General features: G+C 59.1%; 14 protein-coding genes and 1 pseudogene. 8 read left to right on the plus strand and 7 right to left on the minus strand.

The annotated features are described in order from the left end of the window. Both G5358_RS16040 and rnd read left to right on the plus strand, forming a co-directional pair. Positions 1 to 135 (plus strand): AMP-binding enzyme (locus tag G5358_RS16040; RefSeq protein ID WP_421324461.1); only part of this gene is annotated, 135 nt, incomplete at its 5' end. Between the two features lie 108 nt (positions 136 to 243). After that, positions 244 to 1,356 (plus strand): ribonuclease D, encoded by a 1,113-nt coding sequence (gene rnd / locus G5358_RS16045; RefSeq protein ID WP_216953607.1) that lies wholly within the window; start codon positions 244 to 246, stop codon positions 1,354 to 1,356. A gap of 189 nt (positions 1,357 to 1,545) precedes the next feature. Here rnd and G5358_RS16050 read toward each other — a convergent pair whose 3' ends face one another. From G5358_RS16050 to selD, 3 genes are read right to left on the minus strand one after another with little or no spacing between them, the layout of a single operon-like run. Further along, positions 1,546 to 2,190, minus strand: a complete 645-nt coding sequence (locus G5358_RS16050) for an MBL fold metallo-hydrolase (protein ID WP_216953606.1) — start codon at positions 2,188 to 2,190, stop codon at positions 1,546 to 1,548. Between the two features lie 22 nt (positions 2,191 to 2,212). Next, complete coding sequence (gene mnmH, locus G5358_RS16055; protein WP_167556447.1) at positions 2,213 to 3,328, minus strand: tRNA 2-selenouridine(34) synthase MnmH; 1,116 nt, start codon at positions 3,326 to 3,328, stop codon at positions 2,213 to 2,215. Continuing rightward, positions 3,325 to 4,362: a selenide, water dikinase SelD gene (selD, locus tag G5358_RS16060; RefSeq protein WP_128815504.1), complete on the minus strand. Its 1,038-nt coding sequence runs from the start codon at positions 4,360 to 4,362 to the stop codon at positions 3,325 to 3,327. The genes mnmH and selD overlap by 4 nt, the downstream gene beginning before the upstream one ends. A gap of 405 nt (positions 4,363 to 4,767) precedes the next feature. Between selD and G5358_RS16065 the strand changes: the two genes are divergently transcribed. Next, entirely contained in the window at positions 4,768 to 5,196 is a 429-nt protein-coding gene (locus tag G5358_RS16065) for a GNAT family N-acetyltransferase (protein WP_047440108.1), read from the plus strand. A gap of 34 nt (positions 5,197 to 5,230) precedes the next feature. On the opposite strand, the gene G5358_RS16070 is transcribed toward G5358_RS16065, so the two are convergent. Both G5358_RS16070 and G5358_RS16075 read right to left on the minus strand, forming a co-directional pair. Beyond that, entirely contained in the window at positions 5,231 to 6,415 is a 1,185-nt protein-coding gene (locus tag G5358_RS16070; RefSeq protein ID WP_421314465.1) for an acyltransferase family protein, read from the minus strand. Between the two features lie 334 nt (positions 6,416 to 6,749). Beyond that, entirely contained in the window at positions 6,750 to 7,943 is a 1,194-nt protein-coding gene (locus G5358_RS16075) for a class I SAM-dependent methyltransferase (protein WP_335828627.1), read from the minus strand. Positions 7,944 to 8,236: 293 nt separating this feature from the next. Between G5358_RS16075 and G5358_RS16080 the strand changes: the two genes are divergently transcribed. After that, positions 8,237 to 9,805 carry a flagellin gene (locus G5358_RS16080; protein ID WP_421324458.1) on the plus strand — a complete coding sequence of 523 codons (1,569 nt, stop codon included), beginning with the start codon at positions 8,237 to 8,239 and terminating at the stop codon, positions 9,803 to 9,805. A 129-nt stretch (positions 9,806 to 9,934) separates the two neighbouring features. On the opposite strand, the gene G5358_RS16085 is transcribed toward G5358_RS16080, so the two are convergent. Then, positions 9,935 to 11,365, minus strand: a complete 1,431-nt coding sequence (locus tag G5358_RS16085; protein WP_110303722.1) for a methyl-accepting chemotaxis protein — start codon at positions 11,363 to 11,365, stop codon at positions 9,935 to 9,937. An 82-nt stretch (positions 11,366 to 11,447) separates the two neighbouring features. Here G5358_RS16085 and G5358_RS16090 point away from each other — a divergent pair, with 82 nt between their 5' ends. Then, positions 11,448 to 11,720, plus strand: coding sequence for an acylphosphatase (locus tag G5358_RS16090; RefSeq protein ID WP_194496408.1), 273 nt, complete (start codon positions 11,448 to 11,450; stop codon positions 11,718 to 11,720). A 15-nt stretch (positions 11,721 to 11,735) separates the two neighbouring features. Beyond that, positions 11,736 to 12,602 (plus strand): CHAD domain-containing protein, encoded by an 867-nt coding sequence (locus G5358_RS16095; RefSeq protein WP_421204925.1) that lies wholly within the window; start codon positions 11,736 to 11,738, stop codon positions 12,600 to 12,602. A gap of 136 nt (positions 12,603 to 12,738) precedes the next feature. Here G5358_RS16095 and metG read toward each other — a convergent pair whose 3' ends face one another. After that, on the minus strand, positions 12,739 to 14,772 hold the full coding sequence (metG, locus tag G5358_RS16100; protein WP_216948593.1) for a methionine--tRNA ligase: 2,034 nt from the start codon (positions 14,770 to 14,772) through the stop codon (positions 12,739 to 12,741). Between the two features lie 186 nt (positions 14,773 to 14,958). Between metG and apbC the strand changes: the two genes are divergently transcribed. Both apbC and G5358_RS16110 read left to right on the plus strand, forming a co-directional pair. After that, entirely contained in the window at positions 14,959 to 16,041 is a 1,083-nt protein-coding gene (apbC, locus tag G5358_RS16105; protein ID WP_236767284.1) for an iron-sulfur cluster carrier protein ApbC, read from the plus strand. Between the two features lie 110 nt (positions 16,042 to 16,151). Next, positions 16,152 to 16,360 (plus strand): annotated as a pseudogene (locus tag G5358_RS16110) (uridine kinase); the annotation flags it as partial.

The following is a 16,360-nucleotide window of genomic DNA, read 5'->3' on the forward strand; positions in this document are numbered from 1 at the left end:
ATTGCCCACTGCCGCAAACATCTGACTGCCTATAAGGTGCCGAAACTGGTAGAATTTCGTGACGAACTTCCCAAGACCAATGTGGGCAAGATCCTGCGGCGCGTACTGCGCGACGAGGAGATTGCCAAGCAATAACCGGACTGCGGCTGCAGAAGCCTCTGCAAACCAGCACCGTCGTTATGCAAAACCGTGGGTCATCCCACGGTTTTTTCTTTTTGGCCCTGATCAACCGCGCAGGCACAGATGCACTATCAACTTATCACTCAGCAAGCCGAACTTGAGCAGTATCTCGCTTCTCTGGCCGACGTTCCCCTGGCTATCGATACTGAATTCGTTCGCACCCGTACCTACTACCCCCAGCTTGGCCTGTTCCAGATCTATGACGGCGAGCATCTGGCGCTGCTGGATCCGCTGACGCTGGATCTCTCCGCCCTCTGGCAACGACTGGGCAAGGAAGGGCAGATCGCCATCCTGCACGCCTCTGGCGAAGATCTGGAGCTTATCCAGCATCAGGCGGGCCACCTGCCCAACCAGATGCACGACACCCAGCTGGCTACCGCCTTTCTCGGTTACGGCGTCTCGGTTGGCTTTGGTGCGCTGGTGAACGAATTCCTCGGGGTCGAGCTGGAAAAAGATCAGGCGCGTACCGACTGGCTGGCCCGCCCGCTTACGCCACGTCAGCTCGAATACGCGGCGGCGGATGTGTTCTACCTGATGCCGCTCTACGAGAAGGTGATGGCCAAACTGCGGGAAAGCGGTAAGTTTGCCTGGTTCGAGCAGGAGTGTCAGAACCACTCCGCCCGCAAGACCCAGGGTAGCGATCCCCGTCAGGCATATCTTGACATCGTCAACGCCTGGCAACTGGGTCGCCGCGAGCTCGCCATTCTGCGCGAGCTGGCCGCCTGGCGCCAGCAAGAGGCGGTGCGCCGCGATCTGGCCCTCAACTTTGTGGTCAAAGAGCTGCACCTGTTCAAGGTGGCAGAGCGTCGTCCTGCCTCCCTGAGGGATCTCAACGAGCTCGGCCTCTCGCCCATCGAGATCAAGATCCACGGCAAGCGGATGCTCGATATCGTCGCCAAGGCGCAGCAGAGCGATCCTGACAGCTGGCCCGAGCCCATTCGTCGACTGGTGGACTTCCCCCAGTACAAGGCCGAGCTCAAGTGCATCAAGGCCATGGTGGAAGAGAAGGCCAAGGCGAGCAATATTCCGCCCGAGCTGATTGCCAGCAAGAAGATCATTCACCAGTATTTCACCTGGAGCTGGCGGATGAACGATGAAGAGCGGGCCCGCAGCGACAAGCCGATGCTGCTGCAAGGGTGGCGTCATGAGCTGGTAGGTCACCTGCTGGCACAATAAGCCACCAGACGGTTGCACCTATAAATCAATCCTCACCCTCGGGTGGGGATTTTTATTGGGCGAAAGAGACAAATGGGCATGCTGAAATGTGGAACGCAGGTGGGACGTGGCAGGTCGGATGGCAGGAATCGAGAATGAAAAAGAGAGCAGAGAAGAAAAGGCAGCGGCTAATACCGCTGCCTTTTTTGATCACCAGATAGGCTGGGTCAGGTAGGGGTTGCTCGCCTTCTCGCGGCCGAAAGTGGAGCTGGGGCCGTGGCCCGGGATAAAGACGATCTCGTCACCCAGCGGCAGCAGGGTCTCGGTGATCGACTTTATCAGCGTCCCGTGATCGCCACGGGGGAAGTCGGTGCGGCCGATGCTTCCGGCAAAGAGCACGTCGCCAACCCAGGCGAGCTGCTCGGCTTGGGAGAGCAGCACGATATGGCCCGGGGTGTGGCCGGGGCAGAAGTAGACATCCAGCTCGCACTGGCCAAGCTGCACCTTGTCACCCTGCTCAAGCCAGCGATCCGGCGTGAAGGCGGGGGTATGGGCGAAGCCGAACATCTGGCTCTGCTCGGGCAGCATGTCGAGCCAGAAGGCGTCCTCCTTGTGGGGGCCGGTAATGGCTACGCCGGTTTTTTCCCGCAGCTCGGCGGCAGCGCCCACATGATCCAGATGACCGTGGGTCAGCAGGATGTGGGTCAGGGTCAGGCCGCGTTTGGCGATGGCGGCCAGCAGTTTGTCCGCTTCGCCGCCCGGATCGATCAGGGCCGCCTGATGAGTCTCGTCACACCAGATGAGGGAGCAGTTCTGGGCGAACTGGGTGACCGGGATCACCTCGAATTTCAACATAGAGTTCCTCTCTTGGGATGGGTCAGCCGCGCAGCGCGCTGGCATGCTGCTCGGCGAAATAGTCGAGGCAGGCCTGCTTGTCACCGCGAAACACGATGCGCTCCTGCTTGTTGCCAAGCTGATAGAGATACATGGGGTCGTAGTAGCGGGTTAGCAGCAACGTGATCCAGGCCAGATGCAGCGCGGTATCGCCGCTCTTTTCCTGCTCGGTGAGGGCGGTCTGCATCAGGGCATCCAGCTCGCGGTGGGCCTGATCGCCAAGACGGCGCTTGAGGCGGGCCAGCGCATCGGTGAGGTAGGCGGCAAACAGCGGCCAGCCGGCTTCCTGGCCATACATGGCTTGATAGCGCAGCCAGAGATCGTGCACGTAATCTTCACGGATCTGCTCGGCCCGATCGATCTGCGGAACATCCACCACCACCAGCGGTGCCTGACTCATGGCTTCATGGAGGGAGAGAGGCAGGCAGCAACGGCCAATCAGGCGGCTCTCATCCTCGACCACGAAGGTCTGCTCGCCGCGATGGCGGCGTTTAAGCAGCTCGATGGCGAGGTTGTTTTCAAAGTTGATGTTGCTGGGCTGGCCGCCGGGCAGTTGACCGAAGGAGGAGCCCCTGTGATGGGCGTGTCCTTCCAGATCGAGCGCCTGAGCTACGTGGTCCAACATATGGGTCTTGCCGGAGCCGGTCATGCCGGTCAGCACAGTCCAGCGACACTCGGCAGAGGCCTTGTCCTGGGTGTCGATCAGGAAACGGCGCAGCTCCTTGTAGCCTCCGGCGACGCGGGGGCGAGTCACCCCCGCATCAGCCAGCCACTGTTGTACGGTTTGCGAGCGCAGGCCGCCGCGAAAGCAGTAGAGCACGGCATCGGGCTGCTGGCGCAACTGCGCCAGCCAGCCTTCGAGTCGTTCGGCACGTACTGCTCCCCCCACCAGCTTGTGTCCAAGCTCAATGGCGGCGGCCTGACCCTGCTTCTTGAAGCAGGTCCCCACCTGGGCGCGCTCATCGTCTGTCATCAAGGGCAGATTGGTCGAGCAGGGGAAGGCCCCCTCCTTGAACTCGATGGGGGCGCGCACATCAATCAACGGCACATCGTCCAAAAAGAGTTCGGCGTAGTCCGTGGCCAGTGGCAATTCACTCATTGGACAATCTCGATAAAGCGGGAGCCCTCAAGGGGCTTGATCTGGCCGATGGGCGAGAGCGCAAGGCCAGCTTCGTGCGCGATGGCGAGCAGCTCGGCTTCGCTCTCTTTACCCACTGCGACCAGCAGGCCGCCACTGGTTTGCGGATCGCACATGATGTTACGGGTGCGATCGTCCATGGCATCGAGCTTGTGGCCGTAGGAGTCGTGGTTGCGCAGGGTCCCGCCCGGTACGCAGCCCTCGGCGAGGTAGTAATCCACCTCATCCAGCAGCGGCAGTGCCTTGAAGTCGAGGCGGGCGCTGACATTGGATCCTTCGCACATCTCCAGCAGATGGCCCGCCAGACCAAAACCGGTCACGTCGGTCATGGCGTGGACACCCGGCAGCTCGGCAAAGCGTTGACCAATCTTGTTGAGGGTGCACATGGCGTTGGGGGCCAGTTGCTCGTGTTCCGGCTTCAGCTTGCCCTTCTTCTGGGCGGTGGTGAGGATACCGATACCAAGAGGCTTGGTCAGATAGAGGGTGTCACCCACCTTGGCAGTGTCGTTCTGCTTGATGGCGTCCAGGGGCACGATACCGGTGACCGCGAGGCCGAAGATGGGCTCGGGGGCATCGATGCTGTGGCCACCGGCTAGCGAAATGCCCGCTTCGTGGCATACCTGACGGCCGCCGTCGATCACCTGCTGGGCCACTTCCGGCGCCAGGGTATTGATGGGCCAGCCGAGGATGGCGATGGCAACGATAGGCTTGCCGCCCATGGCGTAGATATCGCTGATGGCGTTGGTGGCGGCGATGCGGCCAAAGGTGAAGGGGTCATCGACGATGGGCATGAAGAAGTCGGTGGTGGAGACAATGCCCTGACCGTTGCCGATATCGACCACGGCCGCGTCATCCTTGCTGCTGTTGCCAACGATCAGGGTCGGGTCGTTGAAGCCCGGGATCTGGCTCTTGAGTATGGTGTCGAGTACCTTGGGAGAGATTTTGCAGCCGCAGCCAGCGCCGTGGCTGTATTGGGTCAGACGAATGGAAGACATACTTACCCCTTTTATTTGCAAACAGAGCAGAGGCTCTGTGGAGCCGTCTTGGTCAATGGGCGGCCTTGTAGAGAGAAGGACAAGAAGCCGCAAATATGGGTGGCCTCGGTGCCAACAGGGGCAGCGATGACTGGCAGTTATGAAGGACCGCCAGGCCGGACGGGGAAGAAAAGGGCGACAAGGTGCGCCAGCGCAGCCCCGCCAAGGGCCACAGGACGGGGCATTATGCCACATTTGCCCCTTGGGGTTCGAACAGGAATTCACATAAACAGCAGGGAATTGCCCTCACTTCCCTGTCATCTGTCTGGATCCGGCGCTGGCTGATTGATTGCAGTACAGATGCAGCAAAAAGAACGCCAAAGAGACCAAAAGCACGCAACCGCCGATCTACAACAGGAGAGCTTAGTGACCACCACATTTTTGGTTAACCACCCCATCACCACGGCGCAGTTTGCGGCGTTGTTGGCGCAGACCTCGCTGGGGGCGAGACGGCCGCTGGACCATCCGGCCATCCTGCAGGGCATGCTGGATAACGCCAATTTGCTGATCACCGCCTGGCAGGGCGAGACCCTGGTCGGTGTGGCCCGCTCGGTGACCGATTTTCATTTTTGCTGCTACCTCTCGGATCTGGCGGTGGCCGAGTCGGTGCAGGGGCAGGGGATTGGCAAAGCCCTTATTCGCGAGACGTTTTTGCAATTGCAGCCGGGCTGCAAGCTGATCCTGCTGGCCGCACCGCAGGCAGTGGCGTACTACCCCAAGCTCGGATTTAGCCAGCACCCGAGCGCCTGGGTGATGAGCAGTCTGGATGAACTGGTACTGGATGAGTTGGCATAAAACCGTCAACTCATCCAGGCAGGGCGAGATTAACTTATCCGGCCCGCTCCAGCGTCGGTTGCCGTGACTTGCCCCAGCGGCGCAGGCGCCGTTGTAGTGGTCGCTCCAGCAGGTTGTAGCTCAACGCCGAGAGTCCGATCAGCACCGCCAGCATCAGCAAGGTGGCCACTACCCCCAGCAGCGGGTTGGTCTGGCCATACCACCACTCGGTGATCCCCGGCGCCAGATAGTGGATGAGTTCGCAGCCGGTGAGCAGCACCAGCGCATGGAGCAGGTAGATGGAGTAGGAGAGATCCCCCAGCCAGTTGGTGAAGCGGTTATCCAGGAGGTGCAGCAGCGGGCTTTGGCGATCGCCTTGGCAGGCGGCAATCCAGATCAGCAGCACGTAGGAGGCGATCAGCAGCAGTGTCAGTGGTGGCGTCATGGTGAACTGCATCAGCGCGAAGGGCAGCACAAAGGCGACCAGCAGCGGCAGATCATGCTTCATCATGGGGAAGTTTTTCGCGGCCTTGACCCTCGGCAGTAGCCAGAGGCCGAGCACAAATTCACTCACCCCGCGCCCCACCGCCAGCGCGCCGCTGGTGACATCCAGAGTGCCGCGACTGTGCACGATAAAGGCCAGCACCGTCAGCGCCAGCAGGGGGGCGAGATGGCTCCAGCGACTGCGGGTGACCGCCAGCGGAATCAGCAGCGGGAACAGCAGGTAGCTGATCCACTCCACGCTGAGCGACCAGGCGGCGAAGTTCCAGGTCAGCCCGTGATCGGTCACCACCTGCAGCAGCAGGAAGGCGCTCGGCAGCGCCTCGGCCGGGGTGAAGGGGGAGCCGAAGGGGGGCATCCCTTCCCACTCCCACATCTTGAACAAGGGGCCGGCGTAGAAGCCCACCCCGTGCTGCGCCTTGTAAAGCTCCCAGCCGACCAGCAGTAGCAGGGTCACCAGATAGAGGGGGTAGACGCGGGTCAGCCGTAGCCAGAGAAAACGGCCATAGCTCACGGTGCGGGGCGTATGGGTGAAGGCCTCGCCATAGACATGGGCCAGCACCACGCCGCTCAAAATAAAGAACAGGTCGACCCAGAGGTAGCCATTCTCGATGAGTTGGGTGTGGCCTGCGATCGACTCCATCCACTGGGGAAAGAGCAGCAAGCGGGCATGGAACAGCACCACCATCAGGGCAGCGATGCCCCGCAGCGGCGTTAACAGCGGCAATGATTGATTCATAACGGGATCCCTTGTGATGTTCAGCTTGGCCTGACATCGATTTTTGTTGTTGTACCGTCCATCAATCCTGATGGGACGGTTGCCCCGGCTTGGCTGCCGCAGGCGGGATCACACTACGGAAAAGAGAGTCATACGGGTGTGATTTAAATCATAAATGCGCAGTTATTGTGCAAAAAAATTTAAACAGATAAAGACGTGGGACGCAGGCAGGGAAAGAGGAGGAGAGAGAACATCAATAAAGCAGAGAGGGTGGTCATTCAGGCCTATACGGCGCGAGCAAAACAATCAGGCCCGCAAGGGGCCTGATTGATCACAAGGGGAGGGTGGTTGCCGATCAGCGGGCGCGTACCACCAGACCCTTGAGGTAGAAGCCTTCCGGATAGGCGGTACCGATGGGGTGATCGGAGGCCTGGGAGAGCAGCTCCAGGATCTGGGCATCGCGACCGGCATCGAGCGCCGCATCGGCAACGATCTTCTGGAACAGGCTCTGCTCCATCAGGCCGGAGCAGGAGTAGGTCAACAGTACGCCACCCGGCGCCAACAGCTGGAACGCCAGCATGTTGATATCCTTGTAGCCGCGGCAGGCACCCAGCAGCTGGGCCTTGCTCTCGGCGAACTTGGGCGGATCCAGCACGATGACATCGAACTTCTCGCCCTTCTCGCGGTATTCACGCAGCAGCTTGAATACGTCGTGACGGACAAACTGGGTGTTGCTGGTATCCAGCCCGTTCAGCTTGGCGTTCTGGCGGGCGATATCCAGCGCATTCTGGGAGAGATCGACGTTGACCACTTCCTTGGCGCCGCCCTTGAGGGCATAAACGCCAAACCCGCCGGTGTAGCAGAAGCAGTTGAGCACCCGCTTGCCTTCGGTGTACTTGGCGGCAGCCTGACGGTTGTCCCGCTGATCCAGATAGAAACCGGTTTTGTGGCCGTTGCGAATGTCTACCAGGATCTTGACGCCGCCATTCTCCTCGATGACCACCGGCTCGTTCGGGGTCTCGCCATAGATAACGCCGGTGCGCTCTTTCAGCCCTTCCTTCTTGCGCACTGCCACATCGGAGCGCTCATAGATGCTGCACTCGGGGTAGAGGGTACGCAGTGCCTGCGTTATCAGCTCACGCTGGAACTCGGCACCGGCAGAGAGGATCTGGCACACCAGAAAATCGGCATAACGGTCGATGGTCAGACCCGGCAGGCCGTCGGATTCGGCGGCGCAGAGGCGATAGCCGGTGAGGCCCTGGCGCTTGATCAGCGGATCGCGAGACTCTTGCGCATATTTGAGGCGACGGATAAAGAAGTCGAGATCGACGGTCTCATCCTTGTCGAAGGTCCAGACCCGGGCTCGGATTTGGGAGCTGCCTGACCAGGCGCCACGGGCGAGCCACTTGCCATCGTTGGCATAGATCTCGACGGTATCGCCGTCAATGGGGTTGCCCTGAACCCGCTCAATCCCCTTGGAGAAGATCCAGGGGTGGCGACGCAGCAGGGATTTTTCGCGGCCTTTGACGAGATAGATGGAAGCGCTCATGAATGTTTGCCGATGGTAGAAAGAAAAGGGGCCACATTCTATGTGCAATAGTGCGGCTAAGCCAGCCTTTGCTGGTATATGGCAGAGTGACGAATTGTACAACTGGAGAACGCCCGAGTGTTGCATATGCAAGATTTGCAGAATCTCAATGTTGGCGTTTCACGCTGCTTATCTTATATACCACAGCTGGTTATGCTTGTTTTGCGTTCAATACTGGTTGTCATGTGCGCAAAATGTAGTCAGCAAAGCGTTTTAACCTTACTTTATAGTGATTTTCGCTAAAGAGTCATTTGATGATGTCGATAGTGGGGAAGACCATTTTGAATCTTTCCTGTATCGAGCTGTCCATGTCCCTCTCCATCGCTACCAATATTTCTGCCGTTAATGCTTCTCGCCATCTTGGTCAATCATCCAACACGCTGGATTCGGTATATCGACGACTCTCATCCGGCTTGCGCATCAACAGTGCCACCGATGATGCAGCCGGCTTGCAGATCAGTAATCGCCTCACCAGTGAAGTGAACGGGGTCAACACCGCTATTCGCAACGCCAACGATGGGATCTCGGTGATCAACGTGGCTGATGGTGCGCTTGATGAGTCGATGAACCTGATGCAGCGGATGCGCACCCTGGCGCTGCAGTCGGGAAGCGGTGCCAATACGGCAGAGGATCGTGTTGCTCTTAATGCCGAATTCAAGCAATTGCAGTTGGAGATGGACCGGATTGCCACAGGCACCCGGTTTGCCGGGCAGGATTTGCTGGCGGGGAGTTACAAAGGCATCTTCTCGGTTGGTGCCTATGCAGGGCAGAATACCGTCATTACCGATCTCAATGCCCAGACCAAAAATCTGGGGGAGATGGAGTGGCAAGCGCGCAGTCCGGCAGGAAGCAAGCCAGGGGCGTATGACATTGCTGATCTCAAGCTTTCATCTCAGCCTATCACCCTTAATGGCGTCACTTTTGACAAGGACTATTCAACCCTGGAAGCGTTCGTCGCAGATATTAATGGCACCACCTTTCCCAATAATCAGGGGCCGGTACAAGCGCAACAACTGCCATTTTCTGTCGCCTCCGCGGTCGATTTATCCGCATTACCCTCCTATATCGATGTGGCGGGTCACTCTGTGGATTTGACCACAGGCATTGATATGACCGGATGGGATCCGGTCAATCCGACAGCAAAAAATAGTGCCATCATGGCAACCGTGGTTCAACGCATCAACAGTACTGCGCAATCGGCAGGTCTAGGTTTTTATGTGAGTGCCTCCAACAACAGCAATCCCGCCAGCAATGTGTTGACCATGCATAGCGCTCAGGGCAACAGCCTTGCGCTGGCCAATGGCACAACCCCCCCTCCGCAGCCAGCACCACCGGCGCTTCCGGTGATCAGTAGTTCCTCTCTGAGCTCTCTGTTACCCGATGTTACATCGACGACGTATATCGGTCAGATGGAGCTGCGCTCATCAGGCGACAAGTATTCCAATATTGATATGCAGGGATCCAGCTTGCATGCGCTTGGCTTTTATCAAGAGGACAAGAAGAAATATACCGTTGATAATATTGATGTTCTTAGTGAAGACAACGCCAGCAGGGCCATCAAAACCCTGGATGTGGGTATGAAACAGCTGGGTGTTCAGCGCGCTCGGCTCGGTGCCCAAGCCAATGCGCTGGATTCACGGGTACGCAATCTGGCCAATGCCAATGAGAACCTCAGCGCTGCCCGCTCAAGGATCCGGGATGCCGACATGGCTGTGGAATCGGCGCGCTTGGTCAGCACCCAAATCTTGCAGCAGGCGAGAGCTTCGATTTTGAGTCAGGCAAACAGTCGCCCCAATGCGGCCCTGAGTTTGCTGCAATCCTGAGCGGGACTGCCAGCCAGCATAGCAATTGGTCGCTATCATTCATGGTCACTATCCATAAAGACAAAGAGGCCACCCAATGGGTGGCCTCTTTTCTTATTGCTTCTTGTTGCCGGATGCTATTCGGCAGCGTCAGAGAGTGATCCCCTTGAGTGCTTGGGTCAGTTCGCTGGCGGTGGCTTTCAGCCCTTGCGTGCCAGCCACCGAGGCGCTGGCAGACTCCTCCACCTGCGCCGCTTCATGGCGTACCTGATCGAGATTGTGGGTGATCTCGGCGGCGACCGAGCTCTGCTCCTCGCTGGAGGTGGCAATCTGGGTGCTCATCTCCAGTACCGCATCGCTGTGGTTGCTCAGCTTCTCGATATCCAGCCCCACCTCGCTGATGAGCTGCTGGCTGCTGGCGGCGCGCCCCACGGTTTTCTCCATGATCTCGTTCAGCGCCCCGGTACCGGTCTGCAGCTCTTCGATCATCTGCTGGATCTCCACCGTCGCCTGCTGGGTACGACTGGCGAGGGTACGCACCTCATCAGCTACCACCGCAAAGCCGCGACCCTGCTCACCGGCACGGGCCGCTTCGATAGCGGCGTTGAGGGCCAACAAGTTGGTCTGCTGGGAGATGGCGTTGATGACGTTGACCACCTCGTTGATCCGGTTGGCGTTGTGGGTGAGCCGCTCGACCGCGCCGGAGGCGTTGCCAATTTCGTCGGCCAGGGTGCGGATCGCTTCGATGGTGCGGGCTACCCGGTTGGCGCCATTGGCCGCCTCTTCGCTCGACTGGCGGGTCTGCTGCAGGGTGTCGTTGGCATTGCGCGCCACTTCGCGGATCGCCGCCGACATCTGCTCCATGGCAGTGGCCAGTGAATCCATGTGCTGGCGCTGGGAACGCGCCATGGTCTCGCCTTCGCGGGCATGATCACGAAACTCGTCGGCGGCCATGGTCAGCGCTTCGGCAGACTCCTCCACCAGTTTGACGATCTGGTGCTGGCGGTCGGTAAAGCGGTCGATGCTGCCCGCCAAGGTGGAGAACTCGTCGCGCACCGGGAAGAAGTTGAGGCGGAAGGTGAGATCCCCGTCCGCCACGGTTTGCAACGCCTTGTTGGTGGAGTAAAGCGCACCGGAGACAAAGGTCATCATGTAGTGGATCACCAGCGCCATCAGGGCGGCCAGCGCGCCGATCAGGAGCAGGGTCGAGCCCTGCCCCTCCCACATGGAGAGGTTGCCGGTATCGAGATCACCGGTGACGTAGCCCGCCTGACCCGCTGGCGCGCTAAAGAGGTAGTGATCTCCTTGCTGCTGCAACCCGCTGCTGCCTTGCCGGGTGAGGCGCAGATCAGCAGGCAACACCAGAGTGGGCTGCTGGCTGACCAGCTGCGCCGTGGTTTCGACCCGTTGTTGCAACTGCGCTACCCGCAGGGAGATCTCCTGCTGATGGCTGGCCGCCAGCATGTACCAGCTGAGGAAGGCGATGATGAAGAGAGGTAACCAGAACGCGATATGGAATTTTTCACTGATGGTGAGGTGAATGAGATAGCGGTCAACCCACCGGAATTTAACTTCTTTCATAATGGAGCTGCATCCTGCAGAGATAGAGTGTCGGGCACATTATCGTCTCGGGAATTTTTTTCTTAAGCAGAAGGTGTGAGAAATGGGAGAGCAATCGTTTGTCATTCGGGTGTGGGGGCAGGTGCAAGGGGTCGGATTTCGCTACTTCACCCGTGAGCGTGCCTTGCAGCTGGGGCTGCGCGGCCATGCCTACAACCTGGAGGATGGGTCGGTGGAGATCCTCATCAGCGGGCCGACGCAGGGGGTACAGATGATGCTGGGCTGGCTGGAACATGGCCCGCGCACCGCCAGGGTGACCCGGATGGAGTATGAAGAGGCGCTGCCGCCCACCGGTCAGGGCTTTCACACCAACTGAAGGGGCGGAGACGAGATGGACGCTGACAAGGAAGGTCTGTTGCTGACTCAGGCAACAAGCTGGGTCGCCCGTTATCAGGAGGCGGCGCGGACGGTGCGCGAAGAGGCCAGTGAACCGGCCGTGCATGGCTACCGTATCGCAGCGCGCCGCTTGCTGGCGCTGCTCGCCCTGTGGCGGCCACTCACCTATCATCCCGAGCTGGAGCGGCGTCTGCTGCGCTCGGTCGGGCGGCTTTCGGCGCTGCGGGATGCTCAGGTTTACGCCGAGCGTTTTGGCAAGCCGCCTGCCAGCACGGGCAATACTCACAAATCGGCCTGTCGCGTACCCCTGTTGTCGCGGCGACTGGCCCGCTGGCTTGCGGCGGTGGCGCAGGTGCAGGATGCGTGGGCATTGGCGTTCCTCTATCAGCAGCATCTGGCCCTGCGCCTTGATGAGGCGCAGAGCGCTCACGATGAACCTATTCCCTGCGTTGGGAAATCTGCCAGCTCCCGTCAGCAACAGTTGCGCCGCTGGCATCGGCTGCGCCTCGAGATCAAGCAGGCCCGTTATGGCGTGGAACTGTTGCTGGATCTGGGGAGTGGAGATCCCGGCTGGTTGAGCACTTTGACTCACTGGCAGGAGCGACTCGGCCAGTTGCAGGATTGGCGTCAATGGCGGCGGAGGTTGCGAACAGAGCAGGGGAACACCTGCAAGCAGACGAAACTGCGGCAGCAGTTGAAGGGGAAGATCACCGCCCGTTTGTGTCAACTGGACTGCCAGCAGGCGGAGCTGGTGGCGCTCAAACTGGCGATGCTGGCAGGCCACAACATGAATGACATGCCAAGTCGGGTGGTCAGGTATTCAGAACAAAATGTATCGTCCACCAAGTCAAGCGGTGGATAGCCTCGAGGCCGCAATCTACGAAAGTCATCCGCGACCAGCATCTACAAAAACTATCCAAGCCAAACAGGTGAGACAAAAAAGAGAGGCCGTTTGGCCTCTCTTCTCTATCTGGTTGTGGTCGCAGTCAGCAATACGCTTACTTGACGCGCATGCCCGGCTGGGCGCCTTCCTGCGGCTCCAGGATCCAGAGATCCTTGCCGCCCGGGCCTGCGGCCAGCACCATGCCTTCGGACATGCCGAAACGCATCTTGCGCGGCGCCAGGTTGGCCACCATCACGGTCAGCTTGCCTTCCAGATCTTCCGGGTTGTAGGCGGACTTGATACCGGCAAACACCTGACGGGTTTCGCCGCCGATATCCAGTTGCAGCTTGAGTAGCTTCTCGGCTTCCGGTACCGCTTCGGCCTTCTTGATCAGCGCTACGCGCAGGTCAATCTTGGCAAAGTCGTCATAGGTGATGGTTTCGCTGATGGGGTCATCAGCCAGCGGACCGGTCACTTTCGGTGCCTGCTCTTTGGCCAGGTCTTCCTTGGATGCCTCGATCATGGCTTCAATCTTCGCCGGCTCGATGCGGGAGAAGAGGGCCTTGAACGGGGCAACGGTGTGATCGACCAGCGGCATCTCGATGCCATCCCAGCTGAGGGTTTCGGCCAGGAAGGCTTCGGCACGTTCGGCCAGGAGCGGCATGACGGGCTTGAGGTAGGCCATCAGCACGCGGAACAGGTTGATGCCAACAGAGCAAACCGCTTGCAACTCGGCGTCAGCCCCTTCCTGCTTGGCGATAACCCAGGGCGCCTTGTCGTCCACGTAGCGGTTGGCCTTGTCGGCCAGCGCCATGATTTCGCGGATGGCGCGGCTGAATTCGCGGCTCTCATAAGCCTCGGCAATGGCGGTACGAGCATTGGCGAATTCGGCGTAGAGCTCGGGTTCGGCGCAGGTCGCCGCCAGCTTGCCGCCAAAACGCTTGGCAATAAAGCCGGCGTTGCGGGAGGCAAGGTTGACCAGCTTGTTGACCACGTCAGCGTTGACCCGCTGCACGAAATCTTCGAGGTTCAAGTCCAGATCGTCGATGCGGCTGTTGAGCTTGGCGGCATAGTAGTAACGCAGGCACTCCGGATCCAGGTGGTTCAGGTAGGTGGATGCCTTGATAAAGGTGCCCTTGGACTTGGACATCTTGGCGCCGTTGACGGTCACATAACCGTGCACGTTGACCTTGGTCGGCTTGCGGAAGTTGGCACCTTCCAGCATGGACGGCCAGAACAGGCAGTGAAAGTAGGCGATATCTTTACCGATGAAGTGGTAGAGCTCGGCGTCGGAGTCCGCTTTCCAGTAGCTGTCAAAGTCGATGTCGCCACGCTTGTTGCACAGGTTCTTGAAAGAAGCCATGTAGCCGATGGGGGCATCCAGCCAGACGTAGAAATACTTGCCCGGGGCTCCCGGGATTTCGAAACCGAAGTAGGGGGCGTCACGGGTGATGTCCCACTGCTGCAGGCCGCTCTCGAACCACTCCTGCATCTTGTTGGCCATCTCTTCCTGAATGGCGCCGGAGCCGCGTACCCACTCAGAGAGCCATTTTTCAAATTGCGGCAGGTCGAAGAAGAAGTGCTCGGAGTCCTTCATCACCGGAGTTGCGCCGGAGACAGCAGATTTCGGTTCGATCAGCTCGGTCGGGCTGTAGGTAGCGCCGCAGCTGTCGCAGTTGTCGCCATACTGCTCCGGAGATTTGCACTTGGGGCAGGTTCCCTTGACGAAACGGTCCGGCAGGAACATGGATTTTTCCGGATCGAACAGCTGGGAGATGGTGCGGCTCTTGATAAAGCCACCATTTTTCAGGCGGCCATATATCAGCTCCGCCAGCTCGCGGTTTTCGTCGCTGTGGGTGGAGTGATAGTTGTCAAAGCTGATGTTGAACCCGGCGAAGTCGGCCTGGTGCTCCTTGGAGACAGCGGCAATCATCTCTTCCGGGGTGATCCCCATCTGCTGTGCCTTGAGCATGATCGGGGTGCCGTGGGCATCATCGGCACAGATGAAGTGCACCTGATGGCCGCGCATTCGCTGATAACGAACCCAGATATCGGCCTGGATGTGTTCCAGCATGTGGCCAAGATGGATGGAGCCATTGGCATAGGGGAGGGCGCAGGTTACCAGCATTTTACGAGGATCAGTTGCCATATTACGTTCTTGATGTGCTTGTTGGGATGATAGAGTGCCGTGCATGTTACCCGAATTGGGGGTAGCCTGCCTAGGGTTGTGGCTGTGCCAACCTTGGCAGCACCTGCTGTTACGATGGCAGGCAAGCCACTGATTTGTGTGCGGTAACCGTTCACCTCAAGATAATGACAAGATAATGAGGAGTTAATGGTGATTGATTCAGTAAAACAGATCCTCGCCGAATTTAAGCCAGCTGGCTGGCACAAGGATCTGGTAGATGCCGGATTCGTTCGCGAGATCATCAATCAGGGTCAGGGGATCACTATCCGGCTGGTATTGCCGTTTGCCGGTCTTTCGCTGCTCGATCAGCTCAAAGAGAACTACGATGCCAGGCTGCGCAGCGCCACCGGCGCCGCCCGCATCGACTGGGCATTGGAGATTGACGTCGCCAGCATGCCGCGGGCGCAGGGCCTCAATGCCGTGCAGGGCATTCGCAACATCATCGTCGTTGCTTCCGGCAAGGGCGGGGTGGGCAAATCCACCACAGCGGTCAATCTGGCGCTGGCGCTGCAAAAAGAGGGGGCGCGGGTCGCCATTCTCGATGCCGATATCTATGGCCCTTCCATTCCCACCATGATGGGCACCCTCAAAGAGCGCCCGGTCAGCCATGACGGCAAGCTGATGGAGCCGGTGATGGCCTGCGGCCTCAAGAGCAACAGCATCGGCTATCTGGTCTCCGAGCAGGATGCCACCATCTGGCGCGGCCCGATGGCGAGCAAGGCGCTGGCGCAGATCCTCCATGAGACCCGCTGGGGCGAGGTGGATTATCTGGTGGTAGACATGCCGCCGGGCACTGGCGATATCCAGCTCACCATGGCCCAGCAGGTGCCGACTTCGGCGGCGGTGATCGTCACCACCCCGCAAGATGTGGCGCTGGCCGATGCCCGCAAGGGGATCGCTATGTTCAACAAGGTCAATGTGCCGGTGCTTGGCATCATCGAGAACATGAGTTATCACGTCTGCAGCGCCTGTGGTCATCATGAGCCGCTGTTCGGTACCGGTGGCGGCCAGAAGATGGCAGAGCAGTATCAAGTGGCACTGCTTGGTCAATTACCGCTGCACATCGATATCCGCCAACACATGGATGATGGCTGTCCGACGGTGTTCGGCGCACCGGAAGGGAGCCTGGCTCAGGCTTATTTGAAGCTGGCGCGCAGGGTAGGGGCTGAACTCTTTTTCAGCGCAAAACCGATTGCGACCCCCCTCTATGCCATGGCGCTGGATGAATAATCGGCGGTCGGTCACTTGAAAGGGAATTGAGGGTGGGCATGACCCACCCTTTTTTATATAATGGATCGGTTTAAACCATCCCCACTGCTCTTCTCTTTTAGGTATTTGTCATGTCTGATACTCAACATTCGTGTGTGATCATCGGTATTGCGGGCGCATCTGCGTCTGGCAAAAGTCTTATAGCCCAGACCATTTATGAAGAGCTGGTGGCCGAACTGGGCGCAGGTCAGATTGGTGTGATCACCGAAGATTGCTACTACCGTGATCAGACCCACCTGACCATGGAAGAGCGGGTCAAGACCAACTATGACCACCCCAA

Source organism: Aeromonas sp. 604176, assembly GCF_049170755.1.
Taxonomy (GTDB): Bacteria; Pseudomonadota; Gammaproteobacteria; order Enterobacterales; family Aeromonadaceae; genus Aeromonas; species Aeromonas veronii_A.